General features: G+C 72.3%; 18 protein-coding genes and 1 tRNA gene. 8 read left to right on the forward strand and 11 right to left on the reverse strand.

Annotation, left to right across the window (positions count from 1 at the left end):
- The first annotated feature begins 60 nt into the window (after positions 1-60).
- Positions 61-3,789 (forward strand): AAA family ATPase, encoded by a 3,729-nt coding sequence (locus tag MK786_RS05480; RefSeq protein WP_241111222.1) that lies wholly within the window; start codon positions 61-63, stop codon positions 3,787-3,789.
- Complete coding sequence (locus MK786_RS05485; RefSeq protein WP_241111223.1) at positions 3,776-3,964, forward strand: hypothetical protein; 189 nt, start codon at positions 3,776-3,778, stop codon at positions 3,962-3,964. Before MK786_RS05480 ends, MK786_RS05485 begins: the two co-directional genes overlap by 14 nt.
- A 104-nt stretch (positions 3,965-4,068) precedes the next feature.
- Here MK786_RS05485 and mscL read toward each other — a convergent pair whose 3' ends face one another.
- Genes mscL through MK786_RS05500 form a run of 3 tightly spaced genes read right to left on the reverse strand, consistent with a single transcriptional unit; the run spans position 4,069 to position 5,438 of the window.
- Positions 4,069-4,482 (reverse strand): large conductance mechanosensitive channel protein MscL, encoded by a 414-nt coding sequence (gene mscL / locus MK786_RS05490; RefSeq protein ID WP_241111224.1) that lies wholly within the window; start codon positions 4,480-4,482, stop codon positions 4,069-4,071.
- Between the two features lie 32 nt (positions 4,483-4,514).
- Positions 4,515-4,826, reverse strand: coding sequence for an FmdB family zinc ribbon protein (locus MK786_RS05495; RefSeq protein ID WP_241111225.1), 312 nt, complete (start codon positions 4,824-4,826; stop codon positions 4,515-4,517).
- 15 nt (positions 4,827-4,841) lie between these two features.
- The gene (locus MK786_RS05500) at positions 4,842-5,438 is read right to left on the reverse strand and encodes a 5-formyltetrahydrofolate cyclo-ligase (protein ID WP_241111226.1); all 597 of its coding nucleotides are present in this window, start codon (positions 5,436-5,438) and stop codon (positions 4,842-4,844) included.
- Positions 5,439-5,551: 113 nt separating this feature from the next.
- On the opposite strand from MK786_RS05500, the gene galU reads away from it, so the two are divergent.
- The 3 genes from galU to MK786_RS05515 are packed head-to-tail and all read left to right on the forward strand — an operon-like array spanning position 5,552 to position 8,192.
- Entirely contained in the window at positions 5,552-6,439 is an 888-nt protein-coding gene (galU, locus tag MK786_RS05505; RefSeq protein WP_241111227.1) for a UTP--glucose-1-phosphate uridylyltransferase GalU, read from the forward strand.
- A 23-nt stretch (positions 6,440-6,462) separates the two neighbouring features.
- Positions 6,463-7,092 (forward strand): GNAT family N-acetyltransferase, encoded by a 630-nt coding sequence (locus tag MK786_RS05510; protein ID WP_241111228.1) that lies wholly within the window; start codon positions 6,463-6,465, stop codon positions 7,090-7,092.
- Between the two features lie 56 nt (positions 7,093-7,148).
- Positions 7,149-8,192 carry a large exoprotein gene (locus tag MK786_RS05515; RefSeq protein WP_241111229.1) on the forward strand — a complete coding sequence of 348 codons (1,044 nt, stop codon included), beginning with the start codon at positions 7,149-7,151 and terminating at the stop codon, positions 8,190-8,192.
- A gap of 810 nt (positions 8,193-9,002) precedes the next feature.
- Here the strand turns inward: MK786_RS05515 and MK786_RS05520 are convergent.
- Complete coding sequence (locus MK786_RS05520) at positions 9,003-10,208, reverse strand: amidohydrolase family protein (RefSeq protein WP_241111230.1); 1,206 nt, start codon at positions 10,206-10,208, stop codon at positions 9,003-9,005.
- Between the two features lie 87 nt (positions 10,209-10,295).
- Between MK786_RS05520 and MK786_RS05525 the strand changes: the two genes are divergently transcribed.
- A tRNA-Ala gene (locus MK786_RS05525) sits at positions 10,296-10,368 on the forward strand.
- Positions 10,369-10,833: 465 nt separating this feature from the next.
- Here MK786_RS05525 and hemL read toward each other — a convergent pair.
- From hemL to hemE, 6 genes are all read right to left on the reverse strand, one after another.
- The gene (gene hemL, locus MK786_RS05530) at positions 10,834-12,174 is read right to left on the reverse strand and encodes a glutamate-1-semialdehyde 2,1-aminomutase (protein WP_241111231.1); all 1,341 of its coding nucleotides are present in this window, start codon (positions 12,172-12,174) and stop codon (positions 10,834-10,836) included.
- Positions 12,171-13,136, reverse strand: coding sequence for a porphobilinogen synthase (gene hemB, locus MK786_RS05535; RefSeq protein WP_241111232.1), 966 nt, complete (start codon positions 13,134-13,136; stop codon positions 12,171-12,173). The genes hemL and hemB overlap by 4 nt, the downstream gene beginning before the upstream one ends.
- Positions 13,133-14,050, reverse strand: coding sequence for a hydroxymethylbilane synthase (hemC, locus tag MK786_RS05540; protein WP_241111233.1), 918 nt, complete (start codon positions 14,048-14,050; stop codon positions 13,133-13,135). The genes hemB and hemC overlap by 4 nt, the downstream gene beginning before the upstream one ends.
- On the reverse strand, positions 14,047-14,736 hold the full coding sequence (gene hemQ / locus MK786_RS05545) for a hydrogen peroxide-dependent heme synthase (RefSeq protein WP_241111234.1): 690 nt from the start codon (positions 14,734-14,736) through the stop codon (positions 14,047-14,049). Before hemQ ends, hemC begins: the two co-directional genes overlap by 4 nt.
- Positions 14,737-15,006: 270 nt before the next feature.
- Positions 15,007-16,209 (reverse strand): NAD(P)/FAD-dependent oxidoreductase, encoded by a 1,203-nt coding sequence (locus tag MK786_RS05550; RefSeq protein ID WP_241111235.1) that lies wholly within the window; start codon positions 16,207-16,209, stop codon positions 15,007-15,009.
- Positions 16,202-17,260 (reverse strand): uroporphyrinogen decarboxylase, encoded by a 1,059-nt coding sequence (hemE, locus tag MK786_RS05555; protein ID WP_241111236.1) that lies wholly within the window; start codon positions 17,258-17,260, stop codon positions 16,202-16,204. Before hemE ends, MK786_RS05550 begins: the two co-directional genes overlap by 8 nt.
- Positions 17,261-17,340: 80 nt before the next feature.
- Between hemE and MK786_RS05560 the strand changes: the two genes are divergently transcribed.
- Together MK786_RS05560 and MK786_RS05565 are read left to right on the forward strand one after the other, a co-directional pair.
- Entirely contained in the window at positions 17,341-18,597 is a 1,257-nt protein-coding gene (locus MK786_RS05560; RefSeq protein WP_241111237.1) for a glutamyl-tRNA reductase, read from the forward strand.
- 46 nt (positions 18,598-18,643) lie between these two features.
- The gene (locus MK786_RS05565) at positions 18,644-19,477 is read left to right on the forward strand and encodes a MerR family transcriptional regulator (protein ID WP_241111238.1); all 834 of its coding nucleotides are present in this window, start codon (positions 18,644-18,646) and stop codon (positions 19,475-19,477) included.
- 22 nt (positions 19,478-19,499) lie between these two features.
- On the opposite strand, the gene MK786_RS05570 is transcribed toward MK786_RS05565, so the two are convergent.
- Positions 19,500-20,261 (reverse strand): ZIP family zinc transporter, encoded by a 762-nt coding sequence (locus MK786_RS05570; RefSeq protein ID WP_241111239.1) that lies wholly within the window; start codon positions 20,259-20,261, stop codon positions 19,500-19,502.
- Between the last annotated feature and the right edge of the window lie 151 nt (positions 20,262-20,412).

The following is a 20,412-nucleotide window of genomic DNA, read 5'->3' on the forward strand; positions in this document are numbered from 1 at the left end:
TACCGCGAAACTCGGCTCCGTTGCAAGTGGCATCCGGACACGCCGCTTAGTGTGGCTTGCGTGTGGCGAGCAGAAGGCAGCGTCGTGGCCGGCGCAGAGGACGCCGTGCCCGGGAGCGTCGTGACGCCGGGCGATCTCGGCCTCGCCGAGCCCGATGTGGTCGTGGCGCACATCGCCGACCCCGAGCGCGAGCGCCTGCGCGCGCAGTCCGCAGACCTGGGCGGCCGCTCCACTCTGCTGCACTTCACCGACGCCGGCGACTCGTCGATCGAGATCACCAAGGCGCACCCCGGCAGCCTTCCGCAGTTCATCACCGGCCGCTCGACGCTGCTCTCGAACCTCTTCCGCGATGAGGTCGCGCTGCGCAACGCGCGCCTGGCCGCCGAGCGGATCACCGCGAAGAACACCGAGCTGCGCACCACACGCGGCCTCGAGCCGGTGCACCTCGCCGTCGGACTGGCGAACTGGCGCATCGGCGGCATGGAGTGCTCGGCGCCGATCCTGCTGCGTCCGCTGGCGATCCGGCGTCACCACTCCGACTTCGAGCTCAAGCTCCACGGCTCGTTCAGCGTCAACCCCGAACTCGTCCGCGCGATGCTCACGCACTTCGGGATCGAGCTCGACGGCGCAGGGCTCGCCGCGCTCGCCTATGACGGCGGCGTCTTCAAGCCCCAGCCGGTCATCGACCACCTGCGTGCCCTCACGTCGTGGGTCGAGTCCTACGTCGTCAAGCCCCGCCTGCTGGTGTCGAGCTTCGCCGATGTCGGCGATGCGATGGCTCGGGATGCCGCAGACCTCGACCACCCCGTACTGAATGCGCTCGCCGGCCATCCCGCCGACCGCGAGGCGCTCACGCTGCGTCGCGCAGCACCCGAGCCGACCAGCCCCGATGAGCGTCCGCCCGCAGCCGACACGCTGCTGCTCGACGCCGACTCCGAGCAGGAGCGCGTCCTCGCGCGCATCACGGCCGGCCAGTCCCTGGCCGTGCACACGCTGCCCGGCACCGGCGGGACCCAGACGGTCATCAACGCCGTCGGCGCCCTCGTGCGCGACGGCAAGCGCGTGCTCGTCGTGAGCGCCCGCAGCTCGACGCTCGACGGCATCCGTCACCGCCTCGCCGGCATCGGCCTGCCCGGACTCGCCGTCTCGCCGCGCAAGCTCCAGCGTGACCTCATCCGCGCCATCGGCCGGAACGAGAAGGCGGAGGCGCCGAAGATCGCCGACATCGATGACGCGCTCGTGAGGCTGCGCGGCGTGCTGCGCGACTATCGCGGAGCCGTGACGGCGCAGCATCCGTCGCTCGGTGTCTCTGTTCTCGAGATCCTGCGCGCGCTCGCGACCCTCGCCGCACACGATCCGGCGCCGTCGACCGCGGCTCGCTTCGACGCCCTCACGCTCGAGCGGCTGGCCGACGGACGCGCCGAGGCCGCCGAGAAGCTCGCCGCGGCGGCGCGGCTCGGCGAGTTCCGCTTCGGACCCGACGACTCGCCCTGGTACGGTGTCTCGTTCGCGAAGCCCGAGCATGCCCGCGCCGCGCACGCGCTCGCCGGCAAGCTGCACCGCAGCGACGTGCCGAGCCTGCTCGAGCGCGGATACGAGCTGATCGCGCAGACGCGCATGCGGCCGTTCCAGACGATCGCCGAACTGGGCGCGTACCTGCGGCTGCTGCAGGGCATCCGCGACTCGCTCGACCGCTTCAGCCTCACCGTCTTCGAGCGTCCGCTGGGCGAGCTCATCCAGGCGCACGCGCCGCGGCGCGACGCACCGAACATGAGCGGCCCCAACCGCCGCCGGCTCAAGCGCCTGTCGCGCGAGTACGTGCGCCCGGGAGTGCACGTGCCCGACATGTACGAGGCGCTCGTTCGCATCCAGCAGCAGCGCACCGAGTGGCAGCGTTTCGTCGATTCGGGCGTGACCCCCGAGGTGCCGCTCGGCCTGGCCGACGTGCACGTCGCGTGGGCGCGCGTCGAGGCGGAGCTCGCTGAGCTCGACGGCGTGCTCGGACGCACCGGCGCCGACAGGCTCGCGACGCTTCCGGTGAAGCACCTCGTGCGTACCCTCGCCGGCCTCGCCGCCGACTCCGACGTGTTCGACAACCTCAAGGAGCGCGCGACCCTGCGCACCGACCTCGCCCGCCTCGGCCTCGAGCCGCTGCTCACCGAGCTCTCGGTGCGCCACGTGCCCGAGTCGCAGGTCGCCGACGAGCTCGAGTACGCGTGGTGGCAGTCGGCGCTCGAGATGCTGCTGCGCACCGACCGCGCGGTGCTCGGCGCGAACACCGCCGTGGTCGACCGCCTGGAGCGCGACTTCCGGCTCGTCGACGAGGCGCATGCCGCGGCATCCGGTCCTCTTCTCGCCGCTCAACTGGCCACGCAGTGGCGCATCGGCATCGTCGACCACCCCGACGAGGCGGCGGCCCTGAAGACCGCGCTCAAGAACGGCGCGGTCACCGCGGCCGACCTCGTGCACGCCGCCCCGCACCTGTCGCGCGTGCTGGCGCCGGTGTGGCTGTCGTCGCCCTACGACGTGCCCGAGATTCCGGCATCGCCCGAGTTCGATGTGGTGATCATCGCGGATGCCGCGGCCCTGTGCATCGCCGAAGCCGCTCCCGCTCTGCGGCGCGGCCGGCAGGTGGTCGTGTTCGGCGATCCGGTGACGCAGAAGCCCACGCCGTTCCGCGTCGCTGCCGGCGCGCCCGACGACGACCCCGCCGGGTCGGAGGAGCCGTTCGACCAGACGAGCGTGTTCGAGCGACTCGCCGAGCTGCTGCCGGTCGAGACGCTGACCCGCAGCTACCGGGCAGGCGGCGAGGATCTCGCCGAGCTCGTGAACGACGCGTTCTACGGCGGCGAGCTCGTGTCGCTGCCGTGGGCCGGCTCGTACCTCGGCCGCGGAAGCCTCGGCGTCGACTACGTCGAGGGCGGCACGGGCGCGCCCGACCCGATCACCGGCGCGGTCGAGAGCCCCGACGCCGAGGTCAACCGCGTCGTCACGCTCGTCGTCGAGCACGCCGTCAACCGCGGCACCGAATCTCTCATGGTCGTGACGGCCAGCGTGCGGCACGCCGAGCGCATCCGCGCCGCGGTCGAGCGCGCCTTCTCGGGACGCTCCGACGTCGCCGACTTCGTCTCGCGCGACACGGCCGAGCCGTTCGCGGTGCTGACGCTCGAGGAGTCGGTCGCCGAGAGCCGTGACCGCGTGATCTTCTCGCTCGGCTTCGGCCTGACCAAGCACGGCCGCGTGCTAAGCGACTTCGGCGACCTCTCGACGCCCGACGGCGAACGGCTGCTGACGGTCGGGATGACGCGTGCCCGCCGCTCGATGGTGATCGTGTCGTCCATCCGCCCGTCGGCGTTCGATGACGGACGGCTCGAGCACGGAGCCGCGACGCTCATGTCGATCCTCGGCGGGATCGCCGCGAAGGCGCGCGAGGCCCGCCTCGAAGACCTGGCCGATCCGCTGACACTCGCGCTCGCCCGCGAACTGCGCCGCCTCGGCCTCTCGGTGGACGTGCACTACCGCGGGCTCCTGCCGCTGGTCGCGCAGTACGACGGCAAGGCGGTCGTGGTCGAAAGCGACCCCGAGACGATCGGGGAGTCGCTGCGCGAGTCGCTGCGGCTGCGCCCGCAGATCCTCCGCCGCCTCGGCTGGCACTATGTGCGCGTGCACTCGTTCGACCTCTACAGCGACCCGGCGGGCGTCGCGCAGCGGATCGCCGCGATGCTCGGCGTGCCGCCCGAGGCGCCGCGCGTCGAGGCCGACACGCAGCCGATCGATGTCACCGACTGACCGTCAGCGCATCGAGCGGATCCCCGGCTCGCGCCGCGTCAAGCTGACGCCCGCGCCCGGAACCGACCTCGAGCCGGTTGTGGGGGATGAGGACCCGGATGCCGCGGCCGTCGCCGACGCTGCGTCAGGGCCGAACGACGAGCGCCTGAAGCGCGACGTCCCCCCGCATTACTGACGCGCCGGCGCCTCGCTCAACCGTGCCGAACTGCGGTATGCGGTTCGGTGCGAGAGCACTTCGGCGCGGTCGAACGTGGGGCAGCGCGAGACGAGGCCGCGCCGCTATGCCTTGGGCTGCGACGCCAGGAGGTCGCGGATCTGCACCAGGAGCTCCTGCTCGGTGGGAAGCTCGGCGGCTTCCTCCTCCGCGATGCCGGCACGAGCGGCAGCGCGCTCCTTCCACTTGTTCATCGGGTAGACGAACACGAAGTACACGACCACCGCGACGGCGAGGAAGTTGATGATCGCGCCGAGGATCATGCCGAAGCCGAAGAACACCGGATCACCGTTGAGGTTGGTCACCGTCCAGCCGACGGCGTCGAGACTGCTCGCGTTGAACACGAGCGCGATGAGCGGGTTGATGAGCCCGGCGACGATCGCGTTGACGATCAGCGTGAACGCCGCGCCGATGACGACCGCGACCGCCAGGTCGATGACGTTTCCGCGGAGGATGAACTCCTTGAAGCCCTTGATCATGTGATGCTCCTCACTGTCTCCGCTTCCGCCGGTCACGACCCGGACGAGGCGGGGGAGGACTTCGCCTCCGACTTCGATGATGTCGAAGGGGTGGACGCCCCGCCAGTAGACGAGGCCGAAGATGTGGAAGTCGCGGGGGCCGCGGCATCCGTCCCCTTCTTCTCTCCTGCGCGGGAATCGGTGCGGTAGAAGCCGGACCCGTTGAAGGTCACGCCGATCGAGCCGTACTCCTTGCGCAGCGGGCCGCCGCACTCCGGGCACTCGGTGAGCGCGGGATCGGCGAAGGACTGGACCGCGTCGAAGCGGTGTCCGCACTGCTTGCAGGCGTAGGCGTAGGTGGGCATTTCTCTCTCGGTCGTTCAGCGTCGGGCGGGCGCGAGGACGATGGTCTGCGTCGGTGTCACGACGCCGCTGACGGGCTGGTCGTGGAGGTCGCTCGGAACCTCGTCGAGCACCTCGGAGTCGAAGACCACGGCGTACACGGGCGGGCAGCGCTCCATCGACCCGATCGTCTTGTCGAAGTAGCCGCGGCCCCATCCCAGGCGCATGCCCGCGCGGTCGACGGCAGCGGCAGGGATCACGAGCAGGTCGACGTCGTTGACGGCGATGGGTCCGAGCAGCTCGCCGACGGGCTCGGGGAGCCCGAACATGCCCTCGGCGATGTCGAGGTCGGGCGTCGCGACCGACCAGTCGAGCAGGCCGTCCGTGCGCGTGACGGGAAGGAGGACCCGGATGCCGCGTGCCACGGCCCCGGCGACGAACTCACGCGTGCCCGGCTCGGTCGTGGTCGAGAGGAAGCACGAGATCGACGTCGCGCCGTGGGTCGCGATCAGCGCATCGAGCTGTTCGGTGATGCCTGCGGCTGCGACCTCGCGGGCCTGCGGGGTCAGCAGCTGCCGTCGCTCCCGCAACTCTGCTCGGAGCGCGCGCTTCGCGTCGGCGATGGCGTCGGACATGCCCTCGATTCTAGGCGTCGCCGGGTGCGCCGATCGCCGCTGTCGTGCAATATCGGCGCCCGACCGGGTGTCAAGCGGCGGGAGCCCGTCGGTGAGGACCCTAGAATGCTCGCATGCCTCAATCCTCCATCAAGGCCGTGATTCCTGCGGCCGGACTCGGAACACGCTTCCTTCCTGCGACGAAAGCGATGCCCAAGGAGATGCTGCCGGTCGTCGACAAGCCGGCCATCCAGTACGTCGTGGAGGAGGCGGCGCAAGCGGGGATCGACGACATCCTCGTCATCATCGGTCGCAACAAGAACGCGATCTCCAACCACTTCGACTCGGTGCCAGAGCTCGAAGAGAAGCTCAAGGACAAGGGCGACACCGATCGCCTGCACCGGGTGCTCGAGTCGAGCGACCTCGCCGACATCCACTTCGTCCGCCAGGGCGAGCCGAAGGGTCTCGGTCACGCGGTGCTGCGCGCCAAGGCGCATGTGGGCGACTCCTCGTTCGCGGTGCTGCTCGGCGACGACCTCATCGACGAGCGCGACGAGCTGCTTACGACCATGATCGCCGAGCACGAGCGCCGCGGTGCGACCGTCATCGCCCTGATGGAGGTCGACCCCGAGCACATCCACATGTACGGCGCCGCCGCCGTCGAGGAGACAGACTCCGAGGGCATCGTCAAGGTGACCGGACTGGTCGAGAAGCCGAAGAAGGAGGACGCGCCGTCCAACCTCGCGATCATCGGCCGGTACGTCTTGAGCCCTGACGTGTTCGAGATCCTCGAGCGCACCGAGCCGGGCAAGGGCGGCGAGATCCAGCTGACCGACGCCCTCCAGGAACTTGCGGCGGACGCCGACGGACCGGGCGTCTACGGCGTGGTCTTCCGGGGTCGCCGATACGACACCGGCGATAGGGTGGACTACATCAAGGCCATCGTGCAGCTCGCCGCCGATCGTGACGATCTCGGACCCGATCTGCGTCCCTGGTTCAAGGAGTTCGCGGCGACGCTGTAGCGCCGCCCGTACGAGGGGGTCACGTGGACCTGACGGCTCCCCGCAGACACGGACCGGTATCCATCCGGCTCGTGCGACAGCGCGATGCCCGGCAGCTGCAGACCGAGCTGCTGTCGAACCGCGACTGGCTGCGGCCATGGGAGGCGACGAGCCCCGACGGCCCCGTCTCGTTCGACATGCGCCTCGGCGTGCGGCGCCTGCTGCAGCAGTACCGCGATGGTGCCGGCGTGCCCTTCGTGATGGAGCACGACGGCAACATCGCGGGCCAGCTGAACGTGTGGGGGATCGCGCGGGGATCCCTCGCCTCGGCCACGATCGGCTACTGGGTGAGCAAGCGGTTCGCCGGTCGCAACATCACCCCGACGGCGGTCGCGATGGCGACCGACATCTGCTTCACCGAGCTGCGCCTGCACCGCATGGAGATCTGCATCCGCCCCGAGAACCAGGCGAGCCTGCGCGTGGTCGAGAAGCTCGGCTTCCGGTACGAGGGCCTGCGCCGCCGCTACATCCACATCGACGGCGACTGGCGCGACCACTATGCCTTCGCGCTCGTGCGCGAGGACGTGCCCGAAGGCGTGCTGCAGCGCTGGGTGTCAGGGAACGCGCCGCACGACGCAGCGACGGTGCCGCCCGCCGATCGTCTGCACGCCTAGAGCGACACGCGACGGGATGCCTCGGCCGAGGCATCCGCTCACATACCGTTATGCACATGGGCGGGCAAGTGTTGGGTGGCGGGGTCATCGTGCTCGTCTCCGTGCTGTTGTGGCTCGTCTATCTGCTTCCGTCTTGGCACAGCCGTCGGCAGTTCGACGCGGCCGAGCGGAACGCGGTGCGGCTGAACCAGGCGCTGCGCGTGCTCGCCGAGACGAGCGAGATGCCGCAGGAGGTTCACCTCGAGCTCAACGCGCGCACGGCGATGGCGCAGCAGCGCCTCGCCCGGCAGGCACTGGCGCAGCGCGAGTCGGCCGCCCTCGAACAGGCGAAGGTCGACCTCGAGCGCGCGCGCACCGAGCGCGAGCTCGCCGAGGCGACCGCGCGGGTCGAGCGGGAACGGGAGCGCGCCGAGCGCGAGCTCGCCGAAGCCGCCGCCCGCGTCGAACTGGAGCGTGCGCGCGCGCAGCGCGCCGCCGCACAGGCACAGGCTCGGGCCGAGATCGAGGCCGCGGAGGCTGCCGCTCGCGCGGAGGTCTCCGCTGCGCGGTCGGCCCCTGCTGCGCGGCGTGCGCGGGCTCGGCGCCGGTTCCGGCTGACGGCCACTCTGCTGTGCGTGCTGGGGCTCGCGGTGTCGGGCTTCGGCGTGTTCGAGGTCGTGACGACCGGCGTGCAGACGTGGCTCTGGGCGGGCGTGGCTGTGGCCGCGGCATCCGCTCTCGTACTTCACCGTCTTGCCCGGGTGGCGGGACGGGCCACCGTGCAGGTAGAGGTTCCGGTGGCGCGTCCCGACGTGCGCGTGCAGGACGTGCCTCTCGAGCCGGCGTCGCGCGAATGGGCGCCGCGCGAGCTGCCCCGGCCGCTCACCGCGTCGGCGGGGTCGCGGGCCGCGGCGATGCTCGACGTCGAGGCAGCTCGGGAGTCGATGCGCCAGGCGGCGCTCGAGGAGGCCATGCGCGAGCGGGCAGAGGCGCAGCGTCCGCCGTCGATCGACACGGCGCGCGTCGCCCGGGCGGACTTCGCCGGAATGGGATACGTCGACGACGCCGAGATCGAGGCCCACGTGCGCGGGCTGCTGGCCCGGCGAGCGTCCGGGCAGTAGGGGGTCGGCGGGGGTCTCGGGGCTCGGGGGCTCGGTGCCGATTCGGTGCGGGCCTGGTGTCGGTTTCGGTGCCGGTGCGGTGCCCGCGGGGCGGCGGGGAGGTGCCCGTACTGACGTGCTGGGCGGCCGGGGACCCACCGTCAGCGGCGACTCGGCGGGCTTGAGCTCGGGGTGGGGCTTAGGCGCGATGCGCCCGGGCGCAAGATCGGAGATCGTGCGCGGCGCGCCGGGGCGCGGCATCCGGAACCCGGCGTGTCGGACGCGCGGGCCGATGTTGCGACGCAGCGCCTCGCGCCGGTCGGCCTGTCGGCCGCGGGCCCGGTGGCGCCGGCGCCCCGGGCGCAAGATCGGAGATCGTGCGCGGCGTGCCGGGTCGCGGCATCCGGAACCCGGTGTGTCGGGCGCGCGGTCCGATGTTGCGACGCAGCGCCTCGCGCGCTCGGCCTGTCGGCCGGGGGCCCGGTGGCGCCGGCGCCCCGGGCGCAAGATCGGAGATCGTGCGCGGCGCGCCGGGGCGCGGCATCCGGAACCCGGTGTGTCGGGCGCGCGGTCCGATGTTGCGACGCAGTGCCTCGCGCGCTCGGCCTGTCGGCCGGGGGCCCGGTGGCGCCGGCGCCCCGGGCGCAAGATCGGAGATCCTGCGCGGCGCGCCGGGTCGCGGCATCCGGAACCCGGTGTGTCGGGCGCGCGGTCCGATGTTGCGACGCAGCGCCTCGCGCCGGGCACTGGCTCGGCGCGCCGAAGGTTCGAGTTGCCGCTCCTCTCGGGCTGGGCCGCCGTCAACCCACTGTCAGTGGCAACTCGGCGACCTCATGCCTGGTGGAGGACCCGCCCGGCGCCGAGCACGAGCTCGCGCGGGGGCATCCGGACCAGGGCGTCCATCGCGTTCTCGGCGTCGATCAGCACGAGGTCGGCTCGGTCTCCGGGGCTGAGCGCGTTGTGTCCGATGCCGGCGAAGGGGCCGCCATCGGTCGTGGCGAGCTCGACGACGCGGCGCAGATCCTCGTCGCGCACGAGGCTCGACGAGCGCGCGTACTGCCACGCGATGCCGAGCAGGTCGCCGGTGCCGTACGGGCTCCACAGGTCGCGGATCCCGTCGGTGCCCAAGCCGAACCGCACGCCCGCGGCGTCGAGCTCGTGCAGCGGCAGCTGCGGCAGCCGCAGCGGAGCGACGGTCGTGAGGGTGACGTCGAGCTGCGACATCCGCTGCAGGAGATCCCGGCGGCGCGCCGCGTCGACCTGCGCGAGTGCGAAGCCGTGGGCGATATTGACGCGTCCGGCGAGTCCGAGGGCCTCGGTGCGGTCGAGGATGAGGTCGAACTGGAAGGCGCCCAGCTCGGCGGGATCGTGGAGATGGATGTCGATGCCGACGCCCGTGTCGGCGGCGATGTCGAACAGCCCGTCGAGCTGTCCGACGGGGTCGCGGTCGATGCTCGCAGGGTCGAGGCCGCCGATGTGCTCGGCGCCAGCCTCGGCGGCCGCGCGCAGGAGGGCGAGCACGCCGGGGCGGCGGAGCACGCCGTCCTGCGGGAACGCGACGATCTCGGCCGTGATAGCGCCGTCGTACTCGGCGACGGCTTCGCGCACGATCTCGATGCCTCGCAGGCCGAGTCCGAGGTCGACGTCGACGTGCGTGCGGAGGGCGGTCGTGCCGAAGCGCACGAACTCGGCGAGCACGCGACGGGTGATGCCGAGGCTCGGGATGCCGAGCTCGTCGCGTCGCGCACGCTCATGGCGGATGCGGCCGTCGGTGCCGCCTTCACCGCCGTAGGACTGCCAGGGGTGGCCGATCCACGACTTGTCGATGTGCGCGTGGGTGTTCACGAGGCCGGGCAGGGCGAGGTGGTCGCGTCCATCGACCTCGCCGGGCCCGGCCGGGATCCCGGTGGTCGGTTCGACTGCCGTGATGAGCCCCTGCGCGTCGATGAAGACGTCGTATGCGGAGCCGCCGCGGCCTCCCGTCTCGAGCCGGACGCCGCGGAGGACGGACACGCGATTCGGTGTGACGGGGAGCATGCTTCCATCCTCTCGCGGGTGCGGTTCGAGGGGCTCGCAGCCGGTCCGAGAGGCCTATCGGGGCGTGATAACCTAACTGAGGTTCACGGGCCTGTAGCGCAGTTGGTAGCGCGCCTCGTTCGCATCGAGGAGGTCAGGGGTTCGATTCCCCTCAGGTCCACCGAAGCAGAAGAGCCCCCGCTTGCGGGGGCTCTTCTGCTTTCATCGTCGCGGCGGAACGACCCCCTGGGTGGCCTCACCCCGCCGCGCCGCCGGGGCGCGGCCCGAACCTGGCGGCGTGGGTGTGCGCAAGATCGGAGATCCTGCGCAACACGCCGCGACGAGCCGCGGGCGGGCGGCGTGTCGGCCAGGATCTCCGACGTTGTGCACGTCGGAGGCCGGGTGCGTCACCCCGGCGCGCCGCCGGGGCGCGGGCCGAACCCGGCGGCGTGGGTGTGCGCAAGATCGGAGATCCTGCGCGACACGCCGCGACGAGCCGCCGGCGGGCGGCGTGTCGGCGAGGATCTCCGACGTTGGGCTTCCGAGAGAGTGGATGCCGCGGCATCCGCCATCCGTGCCGCGGCACAGTCCATGCGGGCGTAGGCGTCCGCAAGGAGGACGTCGGGCACCCCGGAGGTCGGGAACGTCAGCCCGGCGCGGCCTCGGCCGCGGCCCGGGCGGCGGCAGGAAGCGCGTCGATGATCTGCCCGACGGCCGCGTCGTCGTGCGCGGCCGATACGAACCACGCCTCGAACACCGACGGCGGCAGCGAGACGCCCTGGTCGAGCATCGCGCGGAAGAACGGAGGGTACCGGAACGCCTCCTGCGCCTTCACCGTCTCGTAGTCCGTCGGCGGCTCGGCCGCGAACTGGATCGAGAACAGGTTCCCCGAGCGCTGGACGACATGCGTCACCCCCGCTTCGGAGAGAGCGGATGCCGCGGCGTCCGCGATCTGCGCGGCGGCACGGTCGATGCGGGCGTAGGCGTCCGCGTCGAGGTGGTCGAGGGTCGCGCGCCCGGCGGCGACGGCCAGCGGGTTCCCGCTGAGGGTGCCGGCCTGGTAGACGGGGCCGAGGGGGGCGAGCAGCTCCATGAGCGCCGCCGATCCGCCGATCGCGGCGAGCGGGAGCCCGCCGCCGACGACCTTGCCGAACGTGATGAGGTCGGGGGAGAAGTGCACCGGGTCGATGCCGTACCAGCCCGCCGTGCCGACGCGGAAGCCGGTGAGCACCTCGTCGAGGATGAGCAGCGCGCCGTGCGCGTGCGCCAGGTCGGCGATCGCGGCGTTGAAGCCGTGCGCCGGCGGCACGATGCCCATGTTGGCGGGGGCGGCCTCGACGATGATCGCGGCGATGTCGTCGCCGCGCGCGTCGAAGACCTCGCGCAGCGCGTCGAGGTCGTTGTAGGGCACGACGAGCGTCTGCGCGGCGATCGGCGCCGGAACGCCCGCCGAGCCCGGCATCGCGAGTGTCGCGACGCCCGAGCCGGCTTCGGCCAGCAGACCGTCGGAGTGGCCGTGGTAGTGCCCGGCGAACTTCACGATCAGGTCGCGGCCGGTCGCGCCACGGGCGAGGCGGATCGCGGTCATCGTCGCCTCGGTGCCCGTCGACACGAGGCGCACGCGCTCGACCGGTCGAGCGCCGTCGCGGGTCACTCGCGCCTCGATGAGCTCGGCCAGAGCGGTCTCGCCGGGGGTCGACGCGCCGAAGCCGAGGCCGTGGGCCGCGGCATCCTGCACCGCCTTCACGACGGCGGGATGCGCATGCCCCAGAATCGCGGGACCCCACGAGCCGACGAGGTCGACGTACTCGCGGCCTTCGACGTCGGTCACGCGCGGTCCTGAGGCCGAGACGAAGAAGCGGGGCGTGGTGCCGACCGAGCCGAAGGCGCGCACGGGGGAGTTCACGCCGCCCGGCATGGCTGCGCGGGCGCGCGCGAACTCCTCGGCGTTGGAGGTCTGCGAAGTATGCGAGGTCTGCGTGGTCATCGGATCCACCCCGCCAGCTCGACCGCCCAGTAGGTCAGCACCGCATCGGCCCCGGCGCGGCGGATTCCGACCACCGACTCCTCGATCGCACGGCGGCGGTCGATCCAGCCGTGGGCCGCAGCGGCCTCGATCATCGCGTACTCGCCCGACACCTGGTACGCCCAGACGGGGACGGGGCTGGATGCCGCGGCATCCGCCAGCACGTCGAGATAGCTCATCGCGGGCTTGACCATCACGATGTCGGCGCCCTCGGCCAGGTCGAGCTCGACCTCGCGCAGGCCCTCGCGGCGGTTCGCGGGGTCCTGCTGGTAGGTGCGGCGGTCGCCCTCGAGCGAGGACTGCACGGCCTCGCGGAACGGTCCGTAGAAGGCTGACGCGTATTTCGCCGCGTAGGCCAGTATCGGGGTGTTGCCGAACCCGGTGGCGTCGAGCGCATCGCGCACGGCGGCCACCTGGCCGTCCATCATGCCGCTGAGGCCGAGCAGCTGCGACCCCGCCTCGGCCTGAGCCACGCCCATGTCGCGGTAGCGCTCGAGCGTGGCGTCGTTGTCGACGTACCCGTTCGCATCGAGCGCGCCGCAGTGGCCGTGGTCGGTGAACTCGTCGAGGCACAGGTCGGTCTGCACGACGAGCGCATCCCCGGCCTCCGCGACGGCGATGCGCGTCGCGACGTTGAGGATGCCCTCGGGGTCGGTCGCGCCGGAGCCGATCGCGTCCTTGTGCTCGGGCACGCCGAACAGCATGATCCCGCCGATGCCGGCGGCCGCGGCATCCGTCACCGCCTTCTTGAGGCTGTCGGTCGTGTGCTGCACGACGCCCGGCATGGACGAGATCGGCACGGGGTCACCCGCGCCCTCGCGTACGAAGACAGGCAGGATCAGGTCGGCGGGATGCAGGCGCGTCTCGGCGACGAGCCGGCGCATCGCAGGCGTCGCGCGCAGCCGGCGGGGACGTTCTCTCATGGGCGCTCTCCGGTCAGGCCGGCGGCACCGGCGTCGAGCAGTTCACGGGCGACGGATGCCGCGACCTCGCGCGACGGATCGCCGTCGTCGTCCGGCCAGGCGGTCGCATGCGACGACGTCAGAGTCGTGGCGCCGTCGAGGCTGTAGACGCTCACCGACAGCAGCAGCAGGCCGGCGTCGACCACGGCGCGGGCGCCAACGGGAGCCGAGCAGCCGGCTTCCAGCAGAGCGAGCACCTCGCGCTCGGCCTCGACGGCGGCGCGGGTCTCGGCATGGTCGAGTGCCTCGACCAGGTACTCCTCGCCGCGGCGGACCTCGACGCCCAGCGCGCCCTGGCCGGGCGCGGTCGGCCAGCGGTCGGCGTCGAGGTGCTCGGTGACGACGTCGGTGCGGCCGATGCGGTTGAGTCCGGCGGCGGCCAGGATGACGGCATCCAATTCACCGCTCGTGACCTTGCCGAGACGGGTCTCGACGTTCCCGCGGATGTCGACAACCTCGATGTCGGGCCGCTTCGCACGCAGCTGCGCCATGCGGCGCGGCGAGCCGGTGCCGACGCGCGCGCCGGCGGGAAGCTGCTCGAGCGTGAGGCCGTCGCGCGCGCACAGCGCGTCGCGCGGGTCTTCGCGTGCCGGGATCGCCGCGATGACGATGCGATCATGGGGCGCGGTGGGGAGGTCCTTGAGCGAGTGCACGATGACGTCGCACTCGTCGGCCAGGAGCGCATCGCGCAGCGCGCCGGTGAAGAGCCCGGTGCCGCCGGCGCGCGACAGCGGCTCGTTCGTGCGATCGCCGTGCGTGGTGATGCGGACGATCTCGGTCTTCACCCCGGTCGCGTCGGCGAGGTCATCGGCGACCATCCCCGTCTGCGTGAGGGCGAGCGTGCTGGCACGCGTGCCGATGCGCAGGCTGGTCACGCCAGCACCTCGGCGATCTCGTCGAGGCCGATGCGTCGCCCGGTGAAGAACGGCACCTCCTCGCGCACGTGACGGCGGGCCTCGGTCTGGCGCAGGTGACGCATGAGATCGACGAGGTCGACGAGCTCGGGGGCCTCGAGCGCGAGGATCCACTCGTAGTCGCCGAGTGCGAACGACGCGACCGTGTTGGCGAGCACCTGGCGGTACTCGGCGCCCTTGCGACCGTGGTCGGCGAGCATCTGGCGGCGCTCGTCCTCGGGAAGGATGTACCAGTCGTACGACCGCACGAACGGATACACGGTGAGCCAGGCCTCGGGCTCCTTGTCGCGCATGAACGCCGGCAGGTGGCTGGCGGTGAACTCGGCGTCGCGGTGCACGCCCATCGCGTTCCACACCGGCACGAGCGAGGCGAGCGGCTCGGCGCGGCGCAGCGTGCGCAGCGCGGCCTGGAGGGACTCGGGAGCCACGCCCGTGCCGTGCAGCCACACCATCAGGTCGGCGTCGGCCCGCAGGCCCGAGACGTCGTAGAAGCCGCGGACGGTGACTCCGGATGTCTCGACCTCGGCGACGGCCGGAGCCAGATCGCCGGCGGGGGCGGGGCGGTGCGGGTCACGGCGGAACACGGCCCACAGGGTGTAGCCGAGCGTCTCGCTCTCGGACGGGGGGACAGCCGAGGAATCGCTCATGGCCTCTATTCTTTCACCCGCCCGGAGCTGGGCCGGCGCTGGGTGCCGTTGTCGGGGAGCACGCCGGTGGAGCGGGCGCGCAGCGCCGTCCCAGCCCGCGGGTTCGGGGACTCAGTGCGGGGCGGTGGTCGGGCGCCGGGGCCCGGCGTCAAACGGTCGGGAGAAACGCCGCGGGGGGCCGACCGGGCCGGCGTGTCGCGCCGGTTCGTCCCGACCGTTTGACGGGGAGGCGTGGAGCCGCCGCGTGGGGTGCCAGTGTCAGGAGCGGCGTCAGCGGGCGAGGAGCTCGGCGGCGGTGCGGTCGGCGTGGGCGATGATCCCGGCGAGCCCCGAGCCCGCGACCGTCTCGCCCACCACGAGGAGGTCGGATGCCTCGGCCGGGGCGGGCCGGGTCCACGTGACGACTGCCGCATCGACCACCACCGGCAGCTCGACGCCGAGCAGCATCTCGGCATCCTGCCGCGCGGTCTCGACGGGGCCGGACGGCGTCACGTCGTACGACAACCGCAGCACGTGCCGGTCTCCGGCGGCCTCGCGCAGCCAGTCCCACTTCGCCGTGGCGTGGGTGAGCGCGCGGGCGGCGACCGGGGCTCCGGCGGCGACGAGCAGTCCGGAGCCGCGGGGTGCGGCATCCAATTCCCGCTGCTCCACCACCAGGGTGACGAGGTCGATCCGGCGCCCGGTGCCGGCGGGGGACGCCAGACCGGGCGCCGCGGTCACGACGGTGCCGCCCAGCGCCGCGGGGTCGTCGACGCGCGCGCCGAGACGCACCACACCGCCGTGACGCTCGAGGTCGGCAGCGAGGGCCGGCACGATGCGGTTGATGCCGCCGCGGATCCCGGCGACCGCCGCCCCCGGAGGAGCATCCGCACGCAGCCGCGCGACCGCGGCCCCGAGGGACCCTGCCGACACGAGCGCGCCGGGCAGCCCCGGATGCGCCCGCGCGACGGGAAGGTCGTCCGGATGGATCGAGTGCACGCCGTGCACCACGGGTGCCACGAGCCGCTCGAGCACCGCATCGCCGTACCGCTCGCGCACGAGCGCTCCGAGTGACTCCGGCACCGGAGTGACCGGGCCGCGTTCGTCCAGCGCCGAGGCCCGCCGTGCCGCGTCGTCCCCGACCACGCGCACGACGTCATCCGCGAGCGGGTCGGCCGGGATGCCGAGCAGAGCCGTCGCGGGCAGGGGCACCGCCGGTCCGGTCACGGGCTGCAGCCACGCGGGCCCGGGCCGAGGTTCGACGATGTCGTCGGCGAGCCCGAGCTCGGCGAGCAGGGCGGCGACGACGCCGCCGCGCACAGCGAAGCTCTCGGCGCCGGCATCCAGTCCGATCCCCGCGACATCATGGCGCGCGACCGTGCCGCCGAGGCGATCGGATGCCTCGTACACGACCACCTCCGCACCCGACAGCGCGAGCCGCCGCGCGACGGCGAGTCCTGCGACGCCGCCGCCGACGACGGAGAAGTCAGCCATGCGCGTGGGCGAACTCCACGACGCGCGTCAGCACCGTCGGGTCGGTCTCGGGCGGCACCCCGTGCCCGAGGTTGACGACGTGGGCCTTCGCCGCACGGCCGCGCTCGAGCACATCGAGGATGTGCGCCTCCAGCACCGGCCAGGGCGCGGCCAGGAGCGCAGGGTCGATATTGCCCTGCAGGGGCACGTCGGCTCCGAGGCGGCGGGATGCCTCGTCCAGCGGGATCCGCCAGTCCACGCCCATCACATCGACGCCCACGCCGTGCATCGCCGCGAGCAGCTCGCCGGTGCCGACGCCGAAGTGGACGAGCGGCACGCCGAGGGCCTTCGCGCGCTCGAGAGCGCGTGCGGAGTGTGGTGCGACGTGAGCGGTGTAGTCGGAGAGGCTCAGCGACCCGGCCCACGAATCGAACAGCTGACCGGCCGATGCGCCCGCCTCGAGCTGGGCCTCGAGGAACGCGCCGGTGATGTCGGCGCACCACGACAGCAGCGCCGCCCATGTCTCGGGGTCGGAGTGCATGAGGGCGCGCGTGCGCAGCTGCTCTTTCGACGGACCGCCTTCGACGAGGTACGAGGCGAGCGTGTACGGGGCGCCGGCGAAGCCGATGAGCGGAGTGACGCCGAGTCCAGCGACCGTGAGTCGCACCGCCTCGCGGACGGGCTCGAGCGCCGCAGGATCGAGCGGGGGGAGGGCCGCGACATCCGCCGCCGTCCGCACCGGCTGCTCGAGCACCGGACCGCGACCCGGCACGATCCGCACGTCCACGCCGGCGAGCTTCACCGGGATGACGATGTCGCTGAAGAAGATCCCCGCGTCGACGCCGTGACGGCGGACGGGCTGCAGCGTGATCTCGCTCGCGAGCTCGGGATCGAGGCACGCGTCGAGCATGTCGGTGCCCACGCGCAGCTCGCGATACTCCGGGAGCGACCGCCCGGCCTGCCGCATGAACCACACCGGGGTCGTCTCGGGACGCTCGCCGCGATAGGCGCGGATCAGCGGCGGAACAGCGTAACTGTCGGCAAGAGCGGGGTGGGACGATTCCAGCGGCACGCAGTCAACCTTAGGCTCCCCTTCCGCGGCCTATCGGCCTCGCTTCGCTGAAGGTCTGCGTGGTGCCTTAAGATGGACCAGTGCTCCTCTGTCTGACCGCGAACCATCGGAACGCGAGTCTCGACGTCTTGGAGCGGCTGTCGCAGGGTGCTCCCGCAGCCACCCGGACCCTCGTGGACGACGAGATCTTCGTCGCCGGAGCGGTCGTCCTCGCGACGTGCAACCGGTTCGAGGCCTACCTCGACATCGACGAGCCGCTCACGGGCGGCGAGGCCGTCGCGGTGGAATCCGTCGTCGAAGCCATGGCCGAGGCATCCGATATTCCGGTCGAGAGTCTGCGCACCTCGGTGACCGTGCATTCGGGAGCGGATGCCGCGGCCCACCTCTTCGCGGTGACCAGCGGACTCGAGTCGATGGTCGTCGGTGAAGACGAGATCTCGGGTCAGGTGCGGCGCGCACTCGACGCCGCTCGCGAAGAAGGCACCACGAGCGGAGAGCTCGAGCGCCTCTTCCAGAAGGCCACCCACACCAGCCGCGGGATCCGCAACAACACGGGTCTGCGCGGCACGCACCGCTCCCTGGTGCGGTTCGCCCTCGAGCTCGCGTCCAGCCGCATCGCCGACTGGGCCGCATCGCGCGTCGTGATCGTCGGCACCGGCCGCTACGCCTCACGCACCGTCGAGGCCGTGCGCGCGCGCGGTGCCGCCGACATCCGGGTGTTCTCGCCGTCCGGTCGCGCCGCCGCCTTCGCGGTGAAGCACGGCCTGCAGCCGGCGGAGGATTTCGCGGATGCCGCGGCCGCCGCCGACGTCGTCATCACGTGCACCGCCGATGCCGTCGTGCACGCCGACGCATTCGTATCGGGGCGCCGCGTGCTCGTCATCGACCTCGGGCTCCCGCGCAATGTCGACCCCGCCGTGGGTCGCGTCGACGGCGTCGAGCTGCTCGACCTCGAGACGATCCGCCTGCACGCCCCGCTCGAGGAGTTCAGCGCCCACGCCGACGCGCGCATCATCGTCGGAGACGCGGCGGCCGAATTCACGGCCGACCGTGCCGCGGCCCCCGCGATCACGGCGCTGCGCAGCGACGTGCTCGCGATCGTCGACGCCGAGATCGCCCGCGCGCGCGCCCGCGGCGCCGGCGAAGAGACCGAGGCCGCGCTGCGGCACCTCGCGGGCGTGCTGCTGCACCGTCCGTCTGTACGCATCCGCGAGCTCGCCGTCGAGGGCCGCATCGACGAGGTCAACGCCGCGCTCGAGACACTGCACGGGCTGTCGCTCGATGGAGCGGCGGATGCGGCGGGCGACGACGAGCAGGACTGGACAGCCTCGGCCTGAGCCCGCGGCTCTTCCGCTTGACTCTCACGCTGTGTCAGGGTCGAACGTGGTCTCCACCATGTACACCATCGGAGAGTTCGCCGCCCACGGGCGGGTGAGCGTGCGGATGCTGCGGCATTACGACGAGATCGGCATCCTGCAGCCTGCGCGGGTCGACCCCCGCACCGGCTACCGCAGCTACGCCGACGCACAGCTCGGGGCGCTGCTGCGGCTGGTCGAGCTTCGCGACCTCGGCTGCGGGCTGGACGAGATCGGCGCCGTGCTGGCTGCGGAGGATCAGGATGCCGCGCTGCACGAGCTGCTCGTACGCCGCCGTGCCGCGCTCGAGGCATCGATCGACGCGGACCGCGCGCGGCTCGATCGCCTCGACGAACGTCTCCGTCGTCTGGAAGGAGCCGACGTCATGTCGGATGTGGAGTATCGCCCTCTCGAGTCTGTGACCGTCTACGCCGTCGAGGGACGCGCAGCCGGGATGGGGCCGGAGAACGTCTCGCCCGTGATCGATCCGCTGCTGGAGCGACTGGTCGGCGCGATCGAGGCTGCGGGAAGGGAACCGCGGGAGCCGGGCGTGTTCTGGTACCACGCGGTGCCCGACAGCGAGGACCTCGCTGTGCACGTGTCGTTCACGGCGGACGAGACGCCCGTGGCGGCGGAGGGCTACGCCGTCGTCGAGCTGCCCGCGATCGAGAGGGCGGCGGTGCTCACGCATCGCGGCGACATGCCCTCGATCGGACGGTCGTGGATGACGCTCATGGCGCAGGTCGTCGAGGACGGGTATCGCATCGCAGGTCCGACCCGCGAGGTCTACGTGCACGCCCCCGATGACCGCCCGCAGTCCGAGTGGGTGACGGAGCTCGTGGCCCCGGTCGAGCGGGCCTGAAGCGCCCACTCACCCGGCGGCGTCACCCCGCGAGCTCGTGCAGGAGGAAGGCCGCCAGGAAGCCGACCGTCGCGTACAGGCCCGTCAGGGCGCGCTGCTCCTCGAACGCCTCGGGGATCATCGTGCTGCACACCATCGCCAGCAGTCCGCCGGCCGCGACCGTCGTGATGAGGGCGACCAGCTCCGCCGGCGCGCTCTGGAAGGCGGCATAGCCGAGCACGGCCGCCATCACTGACACCGCGGCGATCCCGCCCCACAGCAGGGCGACCCTGCGGCCGCTGGAACCGCTGGCCTTGAGTGCGGCCGTCGAGCCGAGACCCTCGGGGAAGTTGCTGATCGCGATCGCCGCGACGATCGGGATGCTGATCCCGCCCTGCAGCACCGACAGCCCCATCACGATGGACTCCGGGATGCCGTCGATCAGCGCGCCGATCGCGATCGCGGCTCCCGTGCCGCCTGCGAGCTTGGCGCTCTGGCGACGCGCCACGATGTTCGCCGGCAACGACGACGGCGACACCTTCGGCCGAGACACCAGCCAGTCCGCGACGATGTAGATGACCGCGCCGGCGAGGAATCCGATCGACGTCGGGATCAGCCCGCCGACGCTCGCGGCCTCTTCGACCAGCTCGAACGCGAGGGTCGAGATCAGCACGCCCGCGCCGAGCGCCATGATGCCCGCCACGACCCGCTGCGGGATGTCGACGAACCACGCGACGGCGGCGCCCACGAGCAGGGTTCCCCCGCCGATGAGTCCGCTGATCGCGGCGAGCCACACCCCAGCCATGGCGCAAACCTAGCCGTGCGGGACCGGATTCACGCCACCCACTCCGGCCGACGCCGATGCGCGCAAGTCCGGCCGGGCCCCCGGCCGAAGAGAAGAGCCCCGGAGAGGTCCCGCGACCTCCCCGGAGCCCCACCCCGAACTGAGCGACCTG

The sequence above is a fragment of the Microbacterium sp. CFH 31415 genome (assembly GCF_022538185.1).
GTDB lineage: Bacteria > Actinomycetota > Actinomycetes > Actinomycetales > Microbacteriaceae > Microbacterium.

Bases quoted from the DNA above. Each gene is read 5' to 3' on its own strand.
- MK786_RS05485 (WP_241111223.1), top strand. From the start codon at position 3,776: ATGTCACCGACTGACCGTCAGCGCATCGAGCGGATCCCCGGCTCGCGC.
- mscL (WP_241111224.1), bottom strand. From the start codon at position 4,482: ATGATCAAGGGCTTCAAGGAGTTCATCCTCCGCGGAAACGTCATCGAC.
- MK786_RS05495 (WP_241111225.1), bottom strand. From the start codon at position 4,826: ATGCCCACCTACGCCTACGCCTGCAAGCAGTGCGGACACCGCTTCGAC.
- MK786_RS05500 (WP_241111226.1), bottom strand. From the start codon at position 5,438: ATGTCCGACGCCATCGCCGACGCGAAGCGCGCGCTCCGAGCAGAGTTG.
- galU (WP_241111227.1), top strand. From the start codon at position 5,552: ATGCCTCAATCCTCCATCAAGGCCGTGATTCCTGCGGCCGGACTCGGA.
- MK786_RS05515 (WP_241111229.1), top strand. From the start codon at position 7,149: ATGGGCGGGCAAGTGTTGGGTGGCGGGGTCATCGTGCTCGTCTCCGTG.
- MK786_RS05520 (WP_241111230.1), bottom strand. From the start codon at position 10,208: ATGCTCCCCGTCACACCGAATCGCGTGTCCGTCCTCCGCGGCGTCCGG.
- hemL (WP_241111231.1), bottom strand. From the start codon at position 12,174: ATGACCACGCAGACCTCGCATACTTCGCAGACCTCCAACGCCGAGGAG.
- hemB (WP_241111232.1), bottom strand. From the start codon at position 13,136: ATGAGAGAACGTCCCCGCCGGCTGCGCGCGACGCCTGCGATGCGCCGG.
- hemQ (WP_241111234.1), bottom strand. From the start codon at position 14,736: ATGAGCGATTCCTCGGCTGTCCCCCCGTCCGAGAGCGAGACGCTCGGC.
- MK786_RS05550 (WP_241111235.1), bottom strand. From the start codon at position 16,209: ATGGCTGACTTCTCCGTCGTCGGCGGCGGCGTCGCAGGACTCGCCGTC.
- MK786_RS05570 (WP_241111239.1), bottom strand. From the start codon at position 20,261: ATGGCTGGGGTGTGGCTCGCCGCGATCAGCGGACTCATCGGCGGGGGA.